23 protein-coding genes and 1 pseudogene are annotated in these 20,579 nt (G+C 65.3%); 12 read left to right on the top strand and 12 right to left on the bottom strand.

All coding sequences use genetic code 11. The features are described 5' to 3' along the window. The first annotated feature begins 25 nt into the window (after nt 1-25). Both B2869_RS13330 and B2869_RS13325 read left to right on the top strand, forming a co-directional pair. A complete protein-coding gene (locus B2869_RS13330; protein WP_292767471.1) occupies nt 26-424 on the top strand; it encodes a hypothetical protein in 399 nt (132 codons plus the stop codon). 69 nt (nt 425-493) lie between these two features. Further along, nucleotides 494-1,537 (top strand): hypothetical protein, encoded by a 1,044-nt coding sequence (locus B2869_RS13325; RefSeq protein WP_292767467.1) that lies wholly within the window; start codon nt 494-496, stop codon nt 1,535-1,537. Nucleotides 1,538-1,568: 31 nt separating this feature from the next. On the opposite strand, the gene B2869_RS13320 is transcribed toward B2869_RS13325, so the two are convergent. From B2869_RS13320 to B2869_RS13310, 3 genes are all read right to left on the bottom strand, one after another. Next, on the bottom strand, nt 1,569-2,579 hold the full coding sequence (locus tag B2869_RS13320; protein WP_292767465.1) for an alpha/beta fold hydrolase: 1,011 nt from the start codon (nt 2,577-2,579) through the stop codon (nt 1,569-1,571). 65 nt (nt 2,580-2,644) lie between these two features. After that, entirely contained in the window at nt 2,645-3,328 is a 684-nt protein-coding gene (locus B2869_RS13315; protein ID WP_292767461.1) for a type 1 glutamine amidotransferase domain-containing protein, read from the bottom strand. Then, nucleotides 3,325-3,966, bottom strand: a complete 642-nt coding sequence (locus B2869_RS13310; RefSeq protein WP_373695380.1) for a TetR/AcrR family transcriptional regulator — start codon at nt 3,964-3,966, stop codon at nt 3,325-3,327. Before B2869_RS13310 ends, B2869_RS13315 begins: the two co-directional genes overlap by 4 nt. 85 nt (nt 3,967-4,051) lie before the next feature. Between B2869_RS13310 and B2869_RS13305 the strand changes: the two genes are divergently transcribed. After that, on the top strand, nt 4,052-4,996 hold the full coding sequence (locus B2869_RS13305) for an NAD-dependent epimerase/dehydratase family protein (protein WP_292767455.1): 945 nt from the start codon (nt 4,052-4,054) through the stop codon (nt 4,994-4,996). Between the two features lie 214 nt (nt 4,997-5,210). After that, nucleotides 5,211-5,372, top strand: coding sequence for a hypothetical protein (locus B2869_RS13300; RefSeq protein WP_292767452.1), 162 nt, complete (start codon nt 5,211-5,213; stop codon nt 5,370-5,372). A gap of 34 nt (nt 5,373-5,406) precedes the next feature. On the opposite strand, the gene B2869_RS13295 is transcribed toward B2869_RS13300, so the two are convergent. Together B2869_RS13295 and B2869_RS13290 are read right to left on the bottom strand one after the other, a co-directional pair. After that, nucleotides 5,407-6,444, bottom strand: coding sequence for a methionine synthase (locus B2869_RS13295; RefSeq protein WP_292767611.1), 1,038 nt, complete (start codon nt 6,442-6,444; stop codon nt 5,407-5,409). Nucleotides 6,445-6,464: 20 nt separating this feature from the next. After that, nucleotides 6,465-7,469, bottom strand: a complete 1,005-nt coding sequence (locus B2869_RS13290) for a DUF1852 domain-containing protein (RefSeq protein WP_292767449.1) — start codon at nt 7,467-7,469, stop codon at nt 6,465-6,467. Nucleotides 7,470-7,591: 122 nt separating this feature from the next. Between B2869_RS13290 and B2869_RS13285 the strand changes: the two genes are divergently transcribed. The 4 genes from B2869_RS13285 (at nt 7,592) to B2869_RS13270 (ending at nt 10,687) form a co-directional block, all read left to right on the top strand. Continuing rightward, nucleotides 7,592-8,533 carry a LysR family transcriptional regulator gene (locus B2869_RS13285; protein WP_292767446.1) on the top strand — a complete coding sequence of 314 codons (942 nt, stop codon included), beginning with the start codon at nt 7,592-7,594 and terminating at the stop codon, nt 8,531-8,533. Between the two features lie 106 nt (nt 8,534-8,639). Continuing rightward, nucleotides 8,640-8,975: a hypothetical protein gene (locus tag B2869_RS13280; protein ID WP_292767444.1), complete on the top strand. Its 336-nt coding sequence runs from the start codon at nt 8,640-8,642 to the stop codon at nt 8,973-8,975. A gap of 42 nt (nt 8,976-9,017) precedes the next feature. Further along, the gene (locus tag B2869_RS13275) at nt 9,018-9,614 is read left to right on the top strand and encodes a GIY-YIG nuclease family protein (protein WP_292767441.1); all 597 of its coding nucleotides are present in this window, start codon (nt 9,018-9,020) and stop codon (nt 9,612-9,614) included. Beyond that, a complete protein-coding gene (locus B2869_RS13270; protein ID WP_292767438.1) occupies nt 9,611-10,687 on the top strand; it encodes a hypothetical protein in 1,077 nt (358 codons plus the stop codon). Before B2869_RS13275 ends, B2869_RS13270 begins: the two co-directional genes overlap by 4 nt. On the opposite strand, the gene B2869_RS13265 is transcribed toward B2869_RS13270, so the two are convergent. The 7 genes from B2869_RS13265 to B2869_RS13235 form a co-directional block, all read right to left on the bottom strand. Further along, nucleotides 10,668-11,012, bottom strand: a complete 345-nt coding sequence (locus B2869_RS13265; RefSeq protein ID WP_292767436.1) for a hypothetical protein — start codon at nt 11,010-11,012, stop codon at nt 10,668-10,670. The genes B2869_RS13270 and B2869_RS13265 overlap by 20 nt on opposite strands. A 193-nt stretch (nt 11,013-11,205) precedes the next feature. Then, nucleotides 11,206-11,892 (bottom strand): HAD family hydrolase, encoded by a 687-nt coding sequence (locus tag B2869_RS13260; RefSeq protein WP_292767433.1) that lies wholly within the window; start codon nt 11,890-11,892, stop codon nt 11,206-11,208. Further along, a complete protein-coding gene (locus B2869_RS13255) occupies nt 11,892-12,779 on the bottom strand; it encodes a dihydrodipicolinate synthase family protein (RefSeq protein ID WP_292767430.1) in 888 nt (295 codons plus the stop codon). Before B2869_RS13255 ends, B2869_RS13260 begins: the two co-directional genes overlap by 1 nt. Continuing rightward, on the bottom strand, nt 12,776-13,885 hold the full coding sequence (locus B2869_RS13250; RefSeq protein WP_292767427.1) for an MFS transporter: 1,110 nt from the start codon (nt 13,883-13,885) through the stop codon (nt 12,776-12,778). Before B2869_RS13250 ends, B2869_RS13255 begins: the two co-directional genes overlap by 4 nt. Nucleotides 13,886-13,920: 35 nt before the next feature. Continuing rightward, nucleotides 13,921-14,706 (bottom strand): SDR family NAD(P)-dependent oxidoreductase, encoded by a 786-nt coding sequence (locus B2869_RS13245; protein WP_292767424.1) that lies wholly within the window; start codon nt 14,704-14,706, stop codon nt 13,921-13,923. Continuing rightward, the gene (locus B2869_RS13240; RefSeq protein ID WP_292767420.1) at nt 14,703-15,869 is read right to left on the bottom strand and encodes an N-acetylneuraminate synthase family protein; all 1,167 of its coding nucleotides are present in this window, start codon (nt 15,867-15,869) and stop codon (nt 14,703-14,705) included. The genes B2869_RS13245 and B2869_RS13240 overlap by 4 nt, the downstream gene beginning before the upstream one ends. Nucleotides 15,870-15,966: 97 nt before the next feature. After that, a complete protein-coding gene (locus B2869_RS13235) occupies nt 15,967-17,031 on the bottom strand; it encodes a sensor histidine kinase (protein ID WP_292767417.1) in 1,065 nt (354 codons plus the stop codon). Nucleotides 17,032-17,433: 402 nt separating this feature from the next. Here B2869_RS13235 and B2869_RS13230 point away from each other — a divergent pair, with 402 nt between their 5' ends. The 4 genes and pseudogenes from B2869_RS13230 to B2869_RS13215 form a co-directional block, all read left to right on the top strand. Then, entirely contained in the window at nt 17,434-18,084 is a 651-nt protein-coding gene (locus tag B2869_RS13230) for a response regulator transcription factor (RefSeq protein ID WP_292767414.1), read from the top strand. Nucleotides 18,085-18,193: 109 nt separating this feature from the next. Then, nucleotides 18,194-19,699 carry a hypothetical protein gene (locus B2869_RS13225; RefSeq protein WP_292767411.1) on the top strand — a complete coding sequence of 502 codons (1,506 nt, stop codon included), beginning with the start codon at nt 18,194-18,196 and terminating at the stop codon, nt 19,697-19,699. A gap of 14 nt (nt 19,700-19,713) precedes the next feature. Next, nucleotides 19,714-20,154 carry a hypothetical protein gene (locus B2869_RS13220; RefSeq protein WP_292767408.1) on the top strand — a complete coding sequence of 147 codons (441 nt, stop codon included), beginning with the start codon at nt 19,714-19,716 and terminating at the stop codon, nt 20,152-20,154. A gap of 38 nt (nt 20,155-20,192) precedes the next feature. Continuing rightward, a pseudogene (locus tag B2869_RS13215) lies at nt 20,193-20,579 on the top strand (2-phospho-L-lactate transferase CofD family protein); the annotation flags it as partial.

Raw genomic sequence — 20,579 nt, 5'->3', positions numbered from 1 at the left:
CGAGGTATCAAGGAACATGTCGTCGATGAGGATCCGCCGGCTCTCGAGCGCCGTCGCCCTGTCGTTCGCCGCGCTGATCGCGACCGGCTGTGCGGAGCAGTCGGCCAGATCGTGCGTCGCCCCCGAAGCCACCGCCTCGCCGACGAACGTCGCATCAGGTCAGACCGTGACCGTGAACGGACGCTACTGGGGCCCGTGCAACGACACCAACCATTCCTCCGATCCGCCGTGGGACCTGGTGTCCGTGGAGTGGCGGGGCCCTGGTGGCACCGTCTTCCTGGGCGACATCGCGATCGACGACGGCACCTTCAGCGGCAGCGTCGAGGTGCCTGTCACGGCCGAACCCGGTGCCTCCGCCCTCTGGGTCGGCGCCCGCGAACAGATGGTAGAGATCCCGATGGCGTTCGCGGAGGGCGCCCGATGAACGTCATCGTCTGGACCTCGTGACGGGCCGGTCCGCGGCAGGCGCTGTCGGATGTCGTAGCCTCGACGCATGGTGAGCCCCAGCGATAGCGCGGTCGTCGAAGCCCGGCCTGCTCCGCGGAGCACGGCCGGACGTTCGCTGGCGGTGATCGGACTGACGATCCCGCTCATGCTTCTGATCGACTACGCGGTGTCCTACGCAACGGTCGTCGCACTCTTCGGCGGTCTGCCGTTCGTCCTGATAGCGGCGATCCTCATCGCGTTCGCCGTGCTCGCAGGCGGTATCGCGCTCCTGAGCACGGCGTTCACGGGACGGCCGGCGATCCTCGGTGGGGTGGTTGCCTCCGGGGTGCTCACGTGCGCGGGCGCGTTCGGGCTCGTGCGCGGCACCCTCGGTCCTCTGGCTCTTCAGACCGATGCCCTGCTGCATGTCGCGGTGTGTGCTCTCGCGGCTCTCACGTTGGGAATCTTCCTCGGTCCGATGCCGCTGCGGGTCGCGGGCGCGGTATCCGCCGCGGCGCTGGTGGCCGTGCTGGCCCTCGTCCCGACACCGACCGAAACCACGGCCGTCGATCGCGCGAATGCCGAGGCAGACCGTTCGGCCGAGGTGAAGGCGAGCTGGATGAGGTCGGGGAAGTTCCCGCTCGTCACCGACCTCGACGATTGGTCGAACGTCGAGGTCAGAGCGACCGGGACGGATGCCGCGACCTGGGTGCGCAGCGAGACCGGCTCCGTCGCTCGCATCATCATCCAGTGGAACGCGGTCGAACCCGACCCCCTCGCGCCGTGCAACTTCATCGGCGGACCTGGGCGGGAGTGGGATCGGGGTCCCGACCAGCTGCCGTCGTGGTGCGTGCGAACAGGCGACCAGTGGTCGCGGTCAGACGGTACTGCCGTCTACAGCTACGAAGCGGGCACCGGCACCACGATGTGGATCATGGCGTTCGGCGGGTACGACGCCGAACGTGTCGGCGGATCGACGGCTGCGACCGCGGAGGACATCGCCGCTCTGATCCCGTCGCTGCACCCGATGAGCCGGGAGGACGCGGAGCGCTACCTGCTTCCGACGTTCGACGGCATCGACAGCCCCGAGGTGCAGACGCCCGACCTGTGAGTCGACGTCAGGCGTGAACCCCGCCGCCCGTTCAGGCGGAAGGCGCATGGGGCAGTGCCAGATCCACCAGGCTCACGACGAACTTCCCCGGCTCCTCGAACATGCACAGGTGTGCGGAGTTCTCGAACCAGACGACGTCCACCGACGGCGCCGACACCTCGTCGATCCAGCGCTCCACCGGAGCCGTCGGCGTGGTCCAGTCATAGCGTCCGAGGAACTGCAGCATCGGCACCGCGAACGAGGTCTTCGCACGAGCGTCGAACGACAGCAGCGCCGGAAGCACGTGGGGCATGGTCACCTGTTGTCCGACGCCGATCAATGCCCGCTCATCAGTCGTGTAATACGGCGACAGTCCGGCCGCGTCCGTGAAGTAGGCGAAGTCTGAGCGGTAGGCGGAGAGTCCGCCGTAGTGCTGCGCCCATCTCCGGCACGTCACGATGCGCTCGATCGTGAGAGGCTGCGTGCCGGGATACTCGCCGAGCGACTGCAGTTCGGCGATGGCCTGCTCATTCCCGTCCGTGAGTGCGCTGCGCATCGCGAAACCGAAGCTCTCGGCCTCGTTCTCCGGACCGGAGATCACCTGCCCGACCCCGATGTAGGCCCAGAGCAGGTCCGGCCGCCGCTCCGCCAGGGTGAGGCCGATGATCGTTCCCCAGCTGTGCCCGAGCACGCCGACCGTGCTCACCCCGAGTTCATGCCGGAGCCAGGCGATCAGTTCCTCGAGGTCTTCGACGTACCGCTCGACGCTCAGATCCATCCCGTCGTGCGCCCCCGCCGCAGACCTCCCACTGGCGCGCTGGTCGTAGTTCACGACGGTGAAGTAGTCCTCGACCGCGCGTTGCCAGATCCACGATGACGGCAGCGAAGGGAGGGCCGGGCCGCCATGGCAGACGATGAGCACAGGGTTGCGGGTATCGCGCCCTCGAATCGAGACGAACTGCTCGACGCCGCCGAGCTCGACGAAGGTCGTGCGATCGATCGCTTCGGGATTCGGGAGGCGGCAGAGATCGGCGATCACTGCGGGGCCGTTTTCGTCGGTCATGCCGTCACACTAGCGAGACGTCGGTACGGTCTTCGCTCTCGCCGCCCTCTCGCTCGCCGACGCGTTCAGAGCAGTGCGGCGACCTTCTCTGCCGTCTCCTTCGCGGAGCCGGGGTTCTGGCCCGTGACGAGATTCCCATCGACGACGGCATAGGAGACGAACGGCAGCAGCGCCTTCTCGTACAGGGCGCCGCGCTTCTTCATCTCCTCCTCCGCGTTGTACGGCACGAGCTTGTCCACACGGGCCAGCACCTCCTCCTGCCAGGCGAAGCCGGTGACCTTGCGACCGTCGACCAGGAGAGAGCCGTCCGAGAGTCGCGTGTTGAGCAGACCGCAGTAGCCATGGCAGACCGAGGACACGATCCCTCCCCGCTCCCAGATCTCTCGCGTGATCCGCTGCAGTCCTTCACTCTCCGGGAAGTCGTACATCACCGCGTGACCCCCGGTGAAGAAGATCCCGTCGTAGTCGGCGGAATCGACGTGGTCGGGCCGCAGAGTGGTCTCCAGCAACGCCATGCGTGCGGGGTCGGCGCGCCATGCCTTCGCTGTCTTGTCGTAGCTGGGGAACTTCAGCGACCGGGGCTCCAGCGGCGAGGGCCCGCCAGCCGGACTGACGATCCGCTGCTCGAAACCTCGCTCCTCGAAAACCTCCCATGCGTGGGTGAGTTCCGACAACCAGAGCCCGGTGGGGTGGTCGGGGTCGTCGTAGTGTCCGACGTTGGTGACGACGTGCAGGATGCGTCTGGTCATGCGAGCCTCCCGGGGATCGAATCGGCCGCCGATGGCGGGGCCGCATGGGTGGAGATCGCGAAGATCGCCGCAACGGACGACCGCACCCGCTCAGCCACCGCTTCGGCGGGTTCGGGACGGAACTTGCCGTCGAGGTGCAGGAAGGCGAGGCCGTGGGCCATGCTCCACAGCGCCGTGGACAGGCTCGGCACGTCAGCCCCGGAGAACAGCTCTTCGATCGCGTCGTTCAACACGGCGTGCAACCCATGGGACGCCCGCACACGGTCGCTGTCGGATTCGTCGCATTCGTTGCCGAACATCAGCCGGAAGACCGCGGGACGACGCAAGGCGAAGGTCACATAGGCGATTCCGAGCTGCGCGATGACGACGGGCGCCGGCGAGGCGGCGGGGACTCGCTCCAGAGCGGCGGCGAGGTCGGCCTGCAGGTCCTTGAAGCCTTCGACCGCGACGGCGGAGTCCAAGGCCTCCCGGTCGGCGAAGTGCCGATACGGGGCGGCCGGCGAGACCCCCGCCCGACGCGCGACGGCGCGAAGCGAAAACGGCTCCCCGGCCTCGAGAGCCTGTATCGCCGCATCCAGAAGAGCTGCACGGAGATCGCCGTGATGGTAGGTCTTCTCAGAAGTTGACACCGACAACATCCCCTCGTACGATCATGTAAGCAGTGTAAACATACCGTGTCGGATACCGCAATCGAAACGACGCAATCGAAAGTCGAGTCGAGGAATGCAGACCATACTGGGCGCGAACGGACAGATCGCCGTGGAACTCGCACGCGAGCTGAACCGGAACCACACGTCCGACCTCAGACTCGTCAGCCGCAACCCCCGCAAGGTCAACGCCACCGACACCCTCGTACGAGCCGATCTTCTCGACGCCGTACAGACCGCCGCCGCGGTCGACGGCAGCGACGTCGTCTACTTCACCGCCGGCCTGCCCGCAGACACCGAGCTGTGGGAACGGCAGTTCCCGACGATGGTGAGGAACGCCCTCGACGCGGCCCGCGCCGCCGGCGCGAGTTTCGCCTACTTCGACAACACCTACATGTACCCGCAGGATGACCGGCTGCAGACCGAGGACACGCCCTTCGAACCGGTCGGCCCGAAGGGCAGGGTGCGTGCAGCGATGGCGTCGATGGTGCTCGACGAGATGGCGCGCGGCGACATCCCCGTGCTGATCGCCCGCGCGCCGGAGTTCTACGGCCCCGGGCGGACGCAGAGCTTCACGAACGCGCTCGTCATCGACAGGATCAAGAGCGGCAAACGTCCGCTCGTACCGGTGCGCGACGACCGGCAGCGCACTCTGATCTGGACGCCGGACGCGAGTCGTGCCCTCGCGACGCTGGGCAACGCCGCCGATACCTTTCACCAGACGTGGCACCTCCCCACAGACTCCGACCGTCCGACCTATCGGCAGTTCGTCGCCATGGCAGAGTCCGCCTTCGGTCGACCAGCCGGGTCCGGGTACACCGTCGTCCCGAAGTGGGCGCTGAGCACGGCCGGTCTCGCGTCTCGCCAGGCGCGTGAGATCAGAGAGCTCCTGCCGCGGTACGAGCACGACAACAGGTTCGACTCATCGAAGTTCGTCGGGCGATTCCCGGAGTTCGAGGTCACGAGCTACCGTCGCGGCGTCGACATCATCCGCGAAGAAGCGGTCGCGTCGAGCTTCTGACGGGGCGACGCTTACCGCCCGCGCGTCGGTGTCACGGGCTCGTGGACGTCCCTACGCGTTCGACCGCGACTCATCCCGGAACTCGATCGCGCTCACCACGGTGAGTCCGTCATCACGATTCACCGATCCGAGAGCGATTCATCTCCGCGGTCAACCCCCTGACGTTCCCCCTCCGTCAGGAGTAGCTTCGCGAGACCGAACGAAGGAGACGGATATGAGCGACCCGAAGAACACGCAGGGCGCACCGGGCCCCGACGAAGAAGCTGACACCGCATCGGGCGGCGCTCCCGACGACGGGCCCGACACCGAAGAGGTGCTCGAGGCGGAGACGACCGACGAGAACGGGAAGCCGCTCGAGAACCCGTCCGGGGGGTGACCGATCGGGCCGGAGCCGCCTCCTCGCCGGAGCCTCAGACCCTTGCGGGCACGAGCTCGTCGCGAAGGATGGCGGCTCCCGCGCTGAGTGCTCGGAGCTTGCCACGCGCGACGTCACGCGACACCGGAGCCATGCCGCAGTTCGTGCTCGGGATGAGCTTGTCGGCGTCGACGAATCGGAGGGCGTTGCGGAGGGTGTCGGCGACCTCGTCCGGGGTCTCGATGGTCGGGCTGGCCACGTCGATGGCCCCGAGCATGACGTTCTTTCCGCGAATGAGCTCGATGAGGTCCAGAGGAACGTGCGAGTGGTGGCTCTCCAGTGAGACGGTGTCGATGATCGAGCGTTGCAGAAGCGGGAAGGACTTCTCGTACTGCCGCCATTCCGCGCCGAGGGTCGCCTTCCAGTCGGTGTTCGCCTTGATCCCGTATCCGTAGCAGATGTGCACCACGGTCTCCGCGCGCAGTCCTTCCGCCGCTCGCTCGAGCACCGCCACGCCCCAGTCCTGCACATCGTCGAAGAAGACGTTGAACGCCGGCTCGTCGAACTGGATGATGTCGACCCCGGCTGCTTCGAGCTCCTTCGCCTCCTGGTTGAGGATGGTCGCGAACTCCCACGCCAGCTTCTCTCGGCTCTTGTAGTGACGATCGTAGAGAGTGTCGATCATCGTCATCGGGCCGGGCAGCGCCCACTTGATCGGCTGATCGGTCTGCTGACGCAGGAACTTCGCATCCTCCACGAACACGGACTTCTCGCGGCTCACGGCCCCGACCACCGTCGGCACGCTGGCGTCATACCGGTCGCGGATCCGCACGGTCTCGCGCTGGTCGAAGTCGACGCCGGTGAGGTGCTCGATGAACGTGGTGACGAAGTGCTGCCGGGTCTGCTCCCCGTCGCTGATGATGTCGATGCCGGCCTCGCGCTGCTCTTGGACGGCGATGCGCAGAGCATCCTGCGTACCCTCGATCAAGGCGTCGCCCTGCAGTTTCCACGGAGACCAGAGCGTCTCCGGCTCGGCCAGCCAGGAGGGCTTCGGCAGACTGCCGACGATCGAGGTGGGGAGCAGCTCGCGCACGATCGACGATCTCTGGTTCGTCATCCGACGGCCACCAGGGATGCGGCGGAGGTGCCGGCGGCCCACTGCTCAAGCAGCTCACCGTGCGGGGTCATGAGGTGCGCATCGGCGTACTGCCCCTGCTCGGCCGCGAGCCGGCTGCGCTCCTCGCGGTCGTAGGCGATCTTGGTCACCGAGTAGTCCTGCTGTTCCAGAGTCGGCCGGTAGATGCTCGCGGCCTCGGAGTTCGCATTGTAGATCTCCGGACGGTAGATCTTCTGGAACGTCTCCATCGTGCTGATCGTGCCGATGAGCTGGAGGTTGGTGTAGTCGCTCAGCAGGTCCCCGCGGAAGTAGAAGGCCAGCGGGGCCACGCTGCCTCGCGGCATGAAGTACCGGACCGAGAGGCCCATCTTGCCGAAGTACTCGTCGGTCAGCGAGCCGTCCTTCTGCTCGTACTCGACACCGAGGATGGGGTGGTGGTTCTCGGTGCGGCGGTACGTCTTGCTCGTCGAGACGCTGATGCAGATGACGGGCGACAGCGAGAAGCGCTCCCGGTAGGCCTCGGAATCGAGGAAGTGCTGGAAGAGCTTGCCGTGCAGGTCGCCGAAGTCGTCGGGGACGGCGAAACCACCCGCGGCCTCGCTGGCCGCCGGCAACCGCACGCTGAAGTCGAAGTCGCGGATGTACGACGAGAAGTTGTTGCCCACGATCCCCTGGGTGCGCGTGCCCGTCAACCGGTCGACGATGGTCACCTCCAGCACCTCGAGAAGAGGGAACTCCCGATCCTCCCCCTCCGTGGCGAACTGGATCGCGACCGAGACGATCTCGAGTTCGAGGGTGTAGCGGTCACGGCTCGGGTTGTCCCAGTGCGCCAGATCGTTGAACCGCCGGTCGATCATCGTCAGGGCATTGCGGAGGTTCTGCTGACGGTGCTCGCCGCGCGCCAGATTGGCGAAGTTCGTGGTGATGCGGGAGTCGTCGGAGGGCGAGTAATCCTCGTCGAAACGGGTCGTCGTGATGCGGAACGTGAATTCGGATGCCATGAGCGGCCAATCGGTGGGATGATCGGCCGGGCTCGGCCTCGATCGGGGGTTTCTCCATGATGACGAGTGCGGGCGCCCATCGGGTAATGCGCGCGAACTATGCCGTGACATAGGCTGAATCTATGGCCAAGCGTTCGAGCGGCATCACCCTGCAACAGCTCACCTACTACATCGAGGTCGCTGCGGAGGGATCGATCAGCGCCGCCGCCGACCTGCTCTACGTCGCCCAGCCCACCATGTCGGCGGCGATGAAGGATCTGGAGAGCAGGGTGGGGCGCGTGCTCCTCCTCCGCTCCGCCCGCGGCGTGACGCTCACGACCGACGGTGTGGAGTTCCTCGGGTACGCCCGGCAGGTCGTCGAGCAGGTCGCGCTCCTCGAACAGCGCTACCTCGGTCGTCCGCCGTCGCGACGCCTGCTCGGAGTGTCGACCCAGCACTACTCGTTCGCTGTCGACGCGTTGGTGCGGATGGTGAAGGCGACCTCGGCTGCCGAGTACGAGTTCTCTCTGCGGGAGACGCGGACGTGGGACATCATCGAAGACGTCCGCACGCTCCGCAGCGAGCTGGGGATCCTCTACCGGAACGACTTCAACCGCAACGTGATCGACAAGCTGCTCCGCGACTCCGGGCTCGCCTTCCACCCGCTCTTCGTCGCACAGCCGCACATCTTCATCTCCCGCAAGAACCCCCTTGCCACCCGAGATCGCGTGACCCTCGACGATCTCGCCGACGTGCCGAGGCTCACCTTCGACCAGGGCGCGAACAACTCCTTCTATTTCGCCGAGGAGATCCTCTCCACCCTCTCCAGCCCCCAGGACATCCGCGTCTCCGACCGCGCGACCATCTTCAACCTGATGATCGGCCTCGACGGCTACACCATCTCGACGGGCATCATCAGCGACGACCTCGACCCCGAGATCATCGCCATCCCGCTCGACGTCGACGAGAACATCGAGATCGGCTGGATCGGGCACGCGGCCATCCCGCTCACCGAGCAGGCACAGCGCTACCTCGCCGAACTGCGCACGGTGGTCTCCGAGTTCGGGGTGGACTTGCTCGGCTGAGGTCCCTCACACCGACCATCAGATCGTTCCAACGCATCCACCCAGTCGCGAGGACTCGCGCACTCTAGCGCTAACCCCTTCGAGCCAGCACCGACGCACCACCAGGATGAGCATCCACAAGGTGGCCCGCGATCTGAACGCTTCACTCGGCCCGACCATGGTCGCCGCGCTTGCTGGGTCGAAGGATCGCAAGCTGCCGTTCCGCTGGGCGAAAGACGACGGCCCAGAACCTCGTGCAGACGCCGCGCGGAGGCTAACCTTCGCGCACCGACAGTGGGCGATACTGGTAGCGTCCGACGGAGAACAGGTCGCTCGACAGTGGTTTGTCGGCGGAAATCCACTACTTCACGAGGACACTCCAATCACCGCGATCCGCGAAGACCGGCACAGCGCAGTAGCGGACGCCGTCCGGTCCTTCATTTCCTGGGGTCTCGACGAGTGAGACGACCCGATACTCTCGCGCGTCACAAGTAGAGTCACTGGCATGATCAGTGCGCCCGCGCTGGAGGAACTGACCGCGGCCGCCGTCGCCGCGCTCACCGGAGAGCGCTGGGCGATCACGGATGCCGTGCGTCATGTTCCTGCCCGTCCGGGCCTGTACGCCATCTACGGCGATGATCAGGCGTGGCGGGACCTCCAGCAAGAGCCTGCGCCAGACGCACCGCTCTACATCGGCAAGGCCGAGAAGAGCCTGGTCTCCCGTGACCTGAACGGCCACTTCGCTACGAACCCGAGGTCCGCCCCGCGCACCGGTGGATCGACCGTCCGGCGTTCGTTCGCCGCTCTCCTGCGGGAGCCGCTCGATCTGCATGCCGTGCCGCGCAACCTCGTCCGTCCCGAGCGCTTCCCCAACTACGCCCTCGCGGACGGCGGTGACGCCAGGCTCAACGAATGGATGCATGCGCGGCTGACTCTCGCAGTGTGGCCGGCGCCGGCGGACATGCCCGTGCCGCTGAAAGAGGTCGAGACCGCGGTGATCGTGCGCTTCACGCCGCCGATCAACCTGGACAGGAACCCCGGCAAGCTCGCTCGGCTCTCTGCCGCTCGAGCGGAGATGGCCGCCGAAGCATCGCGCTGGTGACCCGAGGCCTGAGCGTCATGGACTTGAAGATCACCAGCACGCCGCGCGCGACGCATGTGTGGGCACCATCAGTCCAGCAGGCATCCGAGCTGCGACGCGAACTGACGGAGTATGGCTTCCTCGTGCGCGACGCCGACCCCTGGGATCTCGACGAGACAGGCCTCATCCCCGAGGGCCAGCAGGACGAGTTCGATCCCACGCGCATCTTCGACGTCGCGATCGGAGCAGACGCGAATGCGACCCTGCAGGCGCTGGTCGACTCCGGCCACAGGCTCGTCTGGCATCGCTGGCAGACGAGGTTGGCCCGGAAAGTCTGGGGCGTCAGCGTGGCGATCCCGTCGATGCAGGAGAGGCTCGCGCCCGCGATCGACAGAGCCGAGCACTTCGGCCTGAAAATCCGTGGCAGTCGAGAACTCGGCCTGCGCATGACGCGCGAGACCTACGCCCGGATCAACAAGCGCTCATCTCTCACCCCCTGGTTCCGAGAGGAAGACCCTGAGCTCTGGGACGTTCTCGACGAGCGGTACGAAGACGCACAGCACCGCGTCTACACCGACGAATGGTGTGCGGCGCTCCACGCCTATGCACTGGAGAACTTCGACCTCAACATGGCCCACTTCGCCTCGCTCGATCGCGCCGAGTTCGAACAAGCCGTGCAGCTTGCGGTCAAGAGCCAGCGCGGCATGGTCGAGGTCACCGACCTCACTCAGTGGGACGGCGTCCGAGGGCTCTACGTCATGGCACTCGACGAGTACCGCCAGGCCTATGTCGGCGCCACCGATCACCCGGGCGGCATCACGGCGCGCATCAAGCAGCACTGGGCCGGGACGAAGTCGCTCGACCGATTGGTCTGGGGTGATCCCGAGAACTCGATCATCTCGATCGACAGCTTCAGCGCCCTCGACACCACCCGCATCTTCGCCGCCAAGACCGCGAGATCGTTCGACGGAGAGAACCCCCTGCTCGACCGGTTCCCGCAGAAGTTCATGCTGAACCGGATCATCGGTGGCAGAGATGCCGTGAAGCTCGCCGGTCTCGTCGGCGTCGACAAGATCATGAAGCGCCGCGACTGACCCTTCTGTTGTGCAGACCGATCGCGACGAGTGCGGCGACAGGGCCAGCGAGCAGTACCATCGCGGTCCAGTGCCACCCAGCGGTACGCATCAGCACGGCACCTAAGACGATTAGGCCGGCACCCAGTGCCCGCAGCTGGACCGACCCGCGCGGCGACACCTTCGGGCGTCTCCCCATCGGGATCTGTTCTGTGGGGTTAGCTCGCAGGCTCTCTCCCAGAGCGACGTGGAAGACGACGATCCCGAAGACAGCGGCGACCAGACCAACGATGAACATGCCCTCGACGGCAGCAAGGAACATCTCGTCACGAGTGTCTGCGACCATGAGCTGGTCGGCTGGCAGGCCGCCAAGACGAGACGCCACAGCGTCCGCCAGCCTGTCGGAGCATTTCGAGAGACCGCCCCTTTGCGACCTCTCACTCCCCGAACGACCCTAGCCTCGTAGAGCCGCCGGGGCTACCACGATCGACGGTCATCCAGTCTCGAACGTGATGCCCGTGCCCTTCAGATCGCACGTGTTAGCGCGGCTTCGCAAGCATTAGCATCGTCAGTTCTTCGAGGGCGCGCTCCCCTCGTGGAGCGTCTCGAATGATCAAGGCGGCCTGTAGGCCCGCTCCCACGGCCCCTTCGATATCGATGCGCGGGTTGTCTCCCACGTAGAGCACGCACCCAGCGGAGACACCCAGTCGTTCGCACGACATCGTAAACGCCTCGGGCGCAGGCTTCGCATAGCCGATCTCCTCCGAGACCACCACGAGATCAACTGCCGCGCCAAGGCCCGTGTGGTCGAGCTTGCGGCGTTGCATCAGAGATGCGCCGTTGGTGAGGATCCCGACGCGGAAGCGCTCGCGGAGTCGCCGGACGCAATCGAGAGTGTCGCTGTAGAGCTCCCAGCTGTCCTCGTAACAGGTCAGGTAAGCGGCGTATTTCTTCGCAAGGTCGTCCGGCTCGCTGACTGGTCGGTCAGGGACAGCTCGGGAGAGGAAGTTCCCCATCCTGAGCGACCTCGTCTCTTCCATGGTCACTCCACGGTGTGGTGCTGGCGGGAAGCGATCCTCGGCTTCCCGCCAGAGCTTCCGGTTCCGCTCGTTCGGGTCGATGTGCTCCTCGGTCGCCCACTGTACGAAGGCGCGGTCGGCCGCCCCTGAGTGGTTCAGAAGGGTGTCATCGAGATCGAAGAGCACCCCGTCGACCTGGTCCACCATCAGCGCGCCAGCAGGGGCAGCACGTCGTGGGTGAGCTCTGATTTCTGTTCGTCTGTCAGCGCGCGCAGGGGTGCTCGCACGTGGTCTGACTCGATGACGCCCTGAAGGGCGAGGATTTGCTTGAACTTGGCGATGAACCCGCCTTTGGGGATCGAGAGATACATCGTGACCGGGGAGAGCCGCGTTGCGATCTCGTATGCGGCATCTACGTGGCCATTCTCGAAGGCGTCGTGGAGCGCAGCGATCTCACGCGGGAGGATGTTGCCGATCGCTGTGGCAGAGCCTCGTCCGCCCGCGCGGAGTCCCTGGAACAGCATCATGTCCTCTCCGACGATCGTCGTCACCGCCGGTGCGGCATCGCGGTAAGCCTCAAAGAGTGCAGGGTCGGCGGTCGCGATCTTCGCGTACCTGATGTTGGGTGCCGTGTCGTGTGCTCGACGAAGAACCTCCGGGTCGAGACGAATCCCGTTGGACCCGTCATACAACATCACGTCCAACTCGGTGGATGCCGCCACAGCCGTATAGTGGGCGAGCTGCGCTGCGGCGCTGGTGTCGAAGTAGATGGGTGGGATGACCATGATGCAGTCCGCACCCGCAGACTCGGCCGCTGCGCTCAGCTCAATCGACTCTGCCGCACCGTCGCTTCCGACGCCAACAGTGACCGGCACACGCTGATCGACGTAGGCGACGCCGCTGCGAATGACGCGGAGTCGCTCCTCGTGCGTCAGGCCGAAGAACTCCCCCGTGGAGCCGAGGAGGATGATGCCGCGCGCTCCACCATCGATGACATGGTTGATGAGCCGTTCGAGCGAGCGATCGTCGAGCGTTCCATCCGCACGGAAGGGGGTGACGAGGAGGGTGTTGGCGCCGGTGAGGTCGAGCGTCATGACATGGCCTTTCGGTCGGTTCGGATCATCGGGAGGAAGAGGAGGCTGGCGAGGGCAGCGACAGCCATCGAGAGCAGCGCGGTGGTGAAGCTGGCGCCGACCTGTAACCCAGCAACGAAGGTCAGGACTGCCGTGCCGAGTCCCATGGCCAACGAGGCGTACAGTCCCTGCGCCGCAGACTGGTCCTCGATCGCGACGCGATCACGGACGTACATGGTGAAGGCGATATGCGTCGTCGCGTAGGAACCCGCATGGAGTACCTGCGAGAGGGCGAAGACGAGCCAGTTCCCCGCGAAGGCGAGGAGGACCCACCGCACTGCGGCGACGATCGCGCCGAGGGCGAAGAGCGTTCGATACCCGAAGCCCTCGAAACGACGACGTGCAAGCGAGAACAAGATGAACTCGCTCAACGGCGCGAGCACGAGGAGGAATGGCACCATCAAGGGCGTCGTGATCTCCCCCGCGCGGATGGCTCCGAAGCTGTAATAGGCCGCATGTGAGCCCTGCACGAGGATCGCTATCGCAAGACATGCGAGGAACGCCCGATCGTGGAACAGGTTGGCGAACCCTCGGGTGCCGGATCCCCGCACCGAAAGAGCCTCAGCCTCGCGGGGGTGGATGATGCCGATGACCGCTGCCAGCAGGCATGATCCGATCAGGGCATAGACGAGTACTTCTGGGCCCAGTGCGGAGCTCAGCCACCCCGCGATCAGCGTGCCGACCATGAAACCGGCGGAGCCCAGTGCGCGCGTCGGCCCGTACGGAAGTAACTGTTGCCGGGCAGCGACGGTGGCGACTGTCTCGTTCAGCGGCAGCATGATCGGGTAGATCAGCCCGAAGACGATCGACACCGCGAGCAGCATCGGGAACCCGACGACGAAGAGGTAGGGAATCGCGGCCGCAGTGATCACCCACGGGACGATCCTGCTCAGTCGCAGCAGAGTCGCATGGCGATTGAGCGCCGGGTAGATCACCGCGACGGTCAGCGTGCGCGCCATCAACGAGCAGGCGACCGCCGTGCCGATCTCGGAAAGGGAGAAGCCACGTTCGGCAAGCCAGAGCCCCCAATACGACTGGAAGACCGCCCAGCTGACGTAGAAGGTCAAGAACCGAACCGATACCCATGCGCGAATGCTCAGCGTCATACGACAAGCCCCTCCAGTCGCTCGACGAGGTCGTCATTCCTCGAGCGGTCGGGGTACAACGTATCGAGATCGAGAGGTTCCTCGCCGGCGCGAATGAATTGTCCAGTACGGGATTGGGGTGTGAGGAGCTGATCGACACAGGTGTCGATTCCGAGCTCGAGCGAACCAATCGGCTCAGTGCCACTCTCGAGCACGATCTTCGTCGGCAACCGCGTACCGGGATGGATCGCGTTCACGGCGATACCCCGCGCCGCCCATTGCCGGGCGTAGACCTCCGTGAGGACAAGCACAAGAGCCTTCGACTGCCGATACGAACGCTCCCGCGTCCACTCAGCGGTCAGTTGGAGGTCTCCGTCTTCGACGAGTTCCTGATTCGTCGATGCCAGGTTGACGACCTGCCCACCTCTCGAAAGCAGGTGGCCGAGACCGTGCACCATCGTCAAAGGTGCCAGAACGTTGACCGCGAGCCGCGATTCGAAACCGTCGGTCGTCTCCTCGCGAACGGCGTCTGGTGGTCCGTAACCGAGGGCTGCGTTGTTGACCAGTGCGTCGAGCCGCCCAGTGGCGCTCTGTACCTGCCCGATCAGGTCCTCAACTCCCACGCGAGAGTCCAGGTCGGCTGTCACGATGTTGGCGCCGGCGTCTGCGAGCTCGCGACCTTGCTCCTCGCGCCGGACATGGGCGAGAACGGTCCATCCGTCCGCCATCAACGCTCTGCACATGCCGCCTCCGAGGCCGCCGGCCGCGCCCGTGATGAGCGCGACCGGCCTGCCGAAGGTCACAGCGGTGCGTCGACGAGGTCCGACAACCTCAGCACGTGTTCGTCGTCCACATCTCGAGCCAGCCGGGCGCCAAGAACCTCGTCGAGGGCAGCTGGGCGGATGCCCGGGCGACCTGAGGTCTTCGCGGCGAGCATGTCGTGCTCGACGATGGTTCCTGCGGAGTGGCTGCCCTGGATGACGAGGGTCTTGGACATCTTCGCCAGCGCCGGAGCCTCCTCGGGAATCTGTCGCTTCACAGGGGAACCGAGCGCGGCACGCGCTGTGGCGAGATCCTCGACCATCGCTGCCATCTCCGCCGGTGTCTGCGAGAAATGGTGGTCACTCCCCGGTGCGCCCTTGTCGAGGGTGAAGTGGCGCTCGACGATCCGCGCCCCCAACGCATACGCCGCCACCGGCACGGTTGCCAGCACATCATGGCCGGAATAGCCGATCACCGTGTCCGGGAACAGCCGGCGGTAGGTGTCGATCACCTGCAGGTTGAGCTGCTCCGCCTGCGCGGGATACGTCGCCGTGCACTGGAGCAAAGCGAATCGCGCACCCACCCCATCGAGCACGCCGACGGCAGTCACGACATCGGACAGGTTCGCACCACCCGAACTCACGATCACCGGGATGCCGGTGCGGCCAGCCGCCTCCAGCAGCGGGGAATTGGTCAGGTCGCCGGATGCGATCTTGATCGCAGGCAGTCCCAACCGCACGATGAAATCGAGACTCGGATTGTCGAAGGCGGTCGTGAAGAAGTCGATGTCGAGGTCTGCTGCGAATGCGGCGAGTTCCCGGTACTCGCTCTCGCCGAACTCCAACGCCTCACGGTGCTCGCCGTACGTCGCACCGTGGCTGTTGCGCCCGCTGTACGGCTTCTCGAGCATCTCCTTCGTGAAGAGCTGACGGTTGTCCCGCTTCTGTAGCTTCACCGCGGATGCGCCGGCCTCAGCTGCCGCCGTGAACAACTTCTTCGCCGCCTCGAGGTCCCCACCGTGGTTGTGCCCGATTTCAGCAATGACATACGCCGCTGAGCGATCCGAGATCTCGGTGGATCCGATAGTCAATTCCCGCACTTTTCCTCCAATGGTCGAAGAGTGAGTTTCCGTAGAACGCCCGGCCGACTCTATGTCGGGCTCGTCACTCATCGTCAGGGATTTCAGGCCCGAAAGCGCATCCATGGCCCTGGGACTATCGATCAAGCGAAGGTCTTGATCCGTCTCTCATTGGAGACCACCATGCAGCCCATTCGGGAGCTTTCATTCGAGCGACTTCTGCTCACCTCGGTACGGACGCCCGAAGCATCCACCCAGCGGAAGTAGGCCCAGATTCCAGCTGCCCATCGATCTGTTCGAGGCGCTGCCGCGCTCTCCTGAGACCCCGCCCGCCCGGTGCGGGATTCGCGCTACTCGCGGACGAGGAGCCGGCGTTCTCCACGATCAACTCCACGCGGTCGTTTCCGTCGTGGATCTCGATGCTTGCCGTCTTGGACTTCGGGGAGTGCTTGATGATGTTCATGACCGCTTCGATCGCGGTCTCAATGAGGACCTGCTCGGCCGCCGGCGCCACCTCCAGCGGCGCACTGGGTACGGCGATTTTCGTCTGGACCCCAGCGTCGCGCAAGAGATCGCCGAGCGAGTTGACTGCTTCGACCGCGCTGCCGTCGTACCGGCTTGAGCGGGTCTCTGGCCCTTCCGTCGCGGTGTCGCGCATCAGGGAGAGCAGCGAGTGGATGCTGTGGAGCGCCTGCTCGGCCGATTCCTCGATCGTTGTGAGCGAGACCTCTCGCGCAGCCTGGTCCGGCTGTCGAGGTAGCGCCCGCGCGTGGAACAGGATGAGCGTGAGGTCATGCGCGATCCCGTCGTGAAGCTCGTCGGCGATCTGCTCCTGGTCCTCCCGTGCGATCGCCGCAAGGTTCTGGGCCACTCGAGCACGTTCAGCGACGAGGACTGTTTCTCGGGCAGCCACCAGCCGGAACGCAACCCCGACGAGGAAGGCGATCGCCGCGATGCCCACTATGCCGAACACTCCGCCCGTCGCCAGGGTCGAGGTGTCCACTGCGATGAATGTCGTCAGCAAGCCCAGCAGCACGACGTGCGCCACGATGACCCACGGCGCGCAGGTCACAGCCACCAGGCTGAGCGCGATTGCGAGCTCAAGCAGGTCGCCGCCGCTCTCTGTGAAGACGACACCGACGCTGCTGATGAGCATGACGATGAACGCTGCAGTCATCGGGTGCCACGCGAACGCTGCGAGCCCCGCGTAGAACGCGACGGCGAGAAGGTCGTACCGCGTGAACTTCCCGCCTGCCACGATGAAACCGATGGCGACCAGAAACAGCACACCTACGACCAGGACGAGAACGAGTCGCGCAACGGGATGAAGAGAGCGCTGCTCCCAGAATCGTGGAGAGCGCAGCATCCTCGCGATGGAAGTCCGTGCAGCCAGAGTAGATTCCCGATTCGTGCTGGAAGCCAGACGGCCTTCAGGCACAGATACCCATGATCTGGCAGAGCCAGTCGCCCAGGTCGTAGGTCGTGGCGTCCATGACACGCACGAGTGTTTCGATGCCGTAGTTGTTGACGAGTCCCACGCTGGTCTCCTTCGCTCAAGTGCTTCATCGGCCTGACCTCGCGGAGGTCGCCGGCACCATGGATGCTTGCTTCAACCCTACGAGTCCTCGGGTCACGGAATCATGGCCCCAGGGCTAGAGATCGGCCAACGGCCCCGCGATACCGTGATGACGTGAGTGCAACCGTGCGCGTAGTGGTCGTCGACGACGATCCCCTGGTGAGGCACGCCCTTCGCGCATTCATCGATGATGATGATCGAGTCACGCTCGTGGGCGAAGCGACGGACGGCTCCGAAGCGGTCGTGGCCTGCAAGACAGGCAACCCCGACGTCGTCCTCATGGACATTCGGATGCGCGAGCTCAGTGGGGTCGAAGCGACCCGACTTGTCTTGGGGTGGAATCCTCGATGCCGAGTGGTGGCCCTGACGACCTTCACCACCGAATGGCGCGCCCTCGAAGTGCTGCGAGCCGGAGCCTGCGGCTACCTCGTGAAGAACTCCACCCCCGAACAGATCATCGACGCCATCATCGCCGCCCACGCCGGCGACCGCGTTGTCTCCCCCGAAGTCCAGGAGCGGTTCGTCCGAGCGGCCATCGAAGCCAGCGACGGTAGCGCCATCGACTCCCCCGCGCTCAGCGACCGGGAACGTCAGGTGATCGAGCTGATCGCGAAGGGGCTCTCGAACGCCGAAATCGCTGACGAGCTTCACTACGCCGAAGGCACCGTGAAGGCCGACATTCGGCACATCAACCAGCTGTGGGGCGTGGAGAACCGTCTCCAGGTCGTGCTCCGCGCTACCGAGCTGGGCGTCATCAGCCTCTGATCTGAAGTCGTAGCCCTGGGGCTACGAAGCGGTCGAATGTCTAGAGGCGTCACCGCGGCGACAGCAACGATGTACGCGGGCGCCGCCGTCGGTGAGGGCCTGGTCGCCGATGATGCGGCCCGATCAGAAAGACGACGATGCCGCAGACATTCGCGCAGCGCGTGACACTCATCCTTCCTCTCGTGGGCGTCGCCCTCCTCCTCGCCGCGATGATCCTCCCCTTCCAGTCGGCGGTCTTCATCTGGGGGCTCGCGATGGTCAGCTTCCTCGCGGCTCTGGCTTGCGCGATCCTCGCTCTCCGCGAAGACCCAGCGGCTCGACCCTCGCCGGCTGCATCTGTCTCGATCTCGGACGACTTCACGAAAAGAATGAGATGAAGAAACAAGGCAAGATCATCACAGCGGCTGGAGCAGCTGCGCTACTCGCGGTATCGCTGGCGATGCCACTGGCTGCGAACGCCTCGACCAACGAGTCCTCAAGTGGGCGCGGCACGGACGTGGCGTCAACGGCCACGGCCGAGAGCACCGTCGAAGTGACGCGCGTCACGGTCCCCTTCAGCGCGACGCAGAGTGCTGCCGACGCCGTGAAGACGAAGGAGATCGACGGTCATCCCGTTGTTGCCTGGCGGTTCGAGAACCCTGAGATCATCGGAGAGCTGAGCGCGAACCCTCAGACATCGGTCGACGACTTCCTGCGCAACTTCGATCAGAGCTACGGCACCCAGCCGCAGTTCGTCGCGGCCATCATCGAGGTGCCAGCAGACCAGGCTGAAGCGCGCTACGCCGCCAAGCGCAGCGCGGAGCTCGAGATCGAAAGCACCGGTCCCGATTTTGTGGCGGATCCCGTTGACCCGGCACGCATCGACGCGTTGTTGGACGAACGGCGTGCCAACGTCGGCACCGAGAAGTCCGACATGGGGATCCAGTCGCTGCCACCCCAGGCGAAGAACTGGTTCCCGGAGTACGCCGACATCATCATCCAGCGAGAAGACCCGCTGCGCATCTTGTTCGACCAGTACTACACCTGGAACGGCACGGACTCGAAGACCTCCAACCTGTCCGCAGATGACGGGTTCGAGATGGAAGTGAACATCACCACCGCCAATCCCGCATATCAGGCAGGATCCCGCGGCCTGGCCGCATGCCCCGCCGGCTACAAGGACCAGCCTTTCGCCAAGAACTACGACTACGAGTGGTGGGCCGCCCTCGTCAACACCGGGACCGGTCTGAAAGCCATGGCCTCGGACGTGAACGCCTACGCCGACTACAACGACTTCGGGGACAACTGCAACCGGAACTCGATGGCGATCGGCTTCCGCACGCCGCAGGCGATTCCGTCGTACCCGAACGGACAGCAGGAAGTCGCCGTGCAGATCATGGCCTTCCGCGGTGCCGACACCACCGGACGCATCTCTTCCGGCCTGGTGCAGTCGGTCAACGCGACCGGATGTGTCCTTCAGCCGTGGCTGTCCCTCACGGACTGCATGGGCCTCAGCGAATCGACATCGGGCAACCGGCTCACCTTGAGTGAGCAGTCCTCCGTTGGCTGGACCGCCCCGCCGAAGTGCTGGTCGTCGCTTGACTACGGCTTCGGGCTCGTGTCGAGCTACTGCTAGTAACGTCGAGCCACATGACCAATCAGCAACCTGAGCGGAGCTCCCGGACCACGACGTCCGGGAGCTCCCTCGTGTTCTTCATCTTCGCCTGCTTGGGTGTGCTGCCCGTTCTGGCGATGCCCGTTTTCCAGTACTTCAGTGTCGGCGGGAACGCCGAGTACGCCTGCATCACCGGACCTGTGCCGCCGGACGTCGTGACTCAGGGGGCGACATCGCTGGTCGAAGGCCACAAGACGGCTTTCCCCGCCGGCAGATACTGCCAATGGGAGAGTCTCTCCGGCGGGGCGCTGACATACCAGACGGGCTGGATCACGACCATCCTGGCGTGCGTCGCCACGGCCTTCGTGATCTGGATGACCGTCCTGGCCATTCGCAACCATCGACCGCGCCGGCTCTTCGTCGCGTTGATCCCGGGGCTGTTGGTCGTGCTCTCCTGGGTCGCCGTGTTCGTGTGAGCGTCCACTTATTATGACAATATAATTTCTGCCCCGATCTCGACACCATGATGTATCGACTGGCGCGCGTCGGCGACGACGAGCGCGGCTGGGGGCGCCTCGGAGACACGCAGACGGTCTCACGCGATCTGGCCGCGCACGGAATGGGCACGCCCTGGTTTACCGTCGGCGATCTCGACATCGCGACGCATCTGGCACGGACTCTGCTGCTTGCCGAGGGCCGCACGCTGACGCAGGTCACGGCGATCCTGTGCGCGCGGTGGCGGATCCCGGTCGCGATCCTCCCCGTCACCGACGATCGGATCGTGTCGTTCCAGGAATGGTGGGTCAGGATGCGTGCGCAGGTGCCCGCCCGCGCTTTCGAGCGGGCGGCGGCCGCGCCCCCGGAGCTGTCGCCGGCGGCGCGGGCGGCCATCTCGGCGGCG

It is taken from the genome of Microbacterium sp. UBA3486 (assembly GCF_002377845.1).
In the GTDB taxonomy this organism is placed as follows: domain Bacteria; phylum Actinomycetota; class Actinomycetes; order Actinomycetales; family Microbacteriaceae; genus Microbacterium; species Microbacterium maritypicum_A.
This window is presented reverse-complemented; position numbering and strand designations above follow the sequence as displayed.

Excerpts from the sequence above, each read along its gene's own strand:
- B2869_RS13320 (WP_292767465.1), bottom strand. The coding sequence starts at position 2,579 with ATGACCGACGAAAACGGCCCCGCAGTGATCGCCGATCTCTGCCGCCTC.
- B2869_RS13220 (WP_292767408.1), top strand. The coding sequence starts at position 19,714 with ATGACCAATCAGCAACCTGAGCGGAGCTCCCGGACCACGACGTCCGGG.
- B2869_RS13310 (WP_373695380.1), bottom strand. The coding sequence starts at position 3,966 with ATGTTGTCGGTGTCAACTTCTGAGAAGACCTACCATCACGGCGATCTC.
- B2869_RS13315 (WP_292767461.1), bottom strand. The coding sequence starts at position 3,328 with ATGACCAGACGCATCCTGCACGTCGTCACCAACGTCGGACACTACGAC.
- B2869_RS13290 (WP_292767449.1), bottom strand. The coding sequence starts at position 7,469 with ATGGCATCCGAATTCACGTTCCGCATCACGACGACCCGTTTCGACGAG.
- B2869_RS13330 (WP_292767471.1), top strand. The coding sequence starts at position 26 with ATGAGGATCCGCCGGCTCTCGAGCGCCGTCGCCCTGTCGTTCGCCGCG.
- B2869_RS13280 (WP_292767444.1), top strand. The coding sequence starts at position 8,640 with ATGAGCATCCACAAGGTGGCCCGCGATCTGAACGCTTCACTCGGCCCG.
- B2869_RS13325 (WP_292767467.1), top strand. The coding sequence starts at position 494 with ATGGTGAGCCCCAGCGATAGCGCGGTCGTCGAAGCCCGGCCTGCTCCG.
- B2869_RS13255 (WP_292767430.1), bottom strand. The coding sequence starts at position 12,779 with ATGACGCTCGACCTCACCGGCGCCAACACCCTCCTCGTCACCCCCTTC.
- B2869_RS13265 (WP_292767436.1), bottom strand. The coding sequence starts at position 11,012 with ATGGTCGCAGACACTCGTGACGAGATGTTCCTTGCTGCCGTCGAGGGC.
- B2869_RS13260 (WP_292767433.1), bottom strand. The coding sequence starts at position 11,892 with ATGGTGGACCAGGTCGACGGGGTGCTCTTCGATCTCGATGACACCCTT.
- B2869_RS13225 (WP_292767411.1), top strand. The coding sequence starts at position 18,194 with ATGATGCGGCCCGATCAGAAAGACGACGATGCCGCAGACATTCGCGCA.
- B2869_RS13275 (WP_292767441.1), top strand. The coding sequence starts at position 9,018 with ATGATCAGTGCGCCCGCGCTGGAGGAACTGACCGCGGCCGCCGTCGCC.
- B2869_RS13305 (WP_292767455.1), top strand. The coding sequence starts at position 4,052 with ATGCAGACCATACTGGGCGCGAACGGACAGATCGCCGTGGAACTCGCA.
- B2869_RS13240 (WP_292767420.1), bottom strand. The coding sequence starts at position 15,869 with ATGGATGCGCTTTCGGGCCTGAAATCCCTGACGATGAGTGACGAGCCC.
- B2869_RS13300 (WP_292767452.1), top strand. The coding sequence starts at position 5,211 with ATGAGCGACCCGAAGAACACGCAGGGCGCACCGGGCCCCGACGAAGAA.
- B2869_RS13285 (WP_292767446.1), top strand. The coding sequence starts at position 7,592 with ATGGCCAAGCGTTCGAGCGGCATCACCCTGCAACAGCTCACCTACTAC.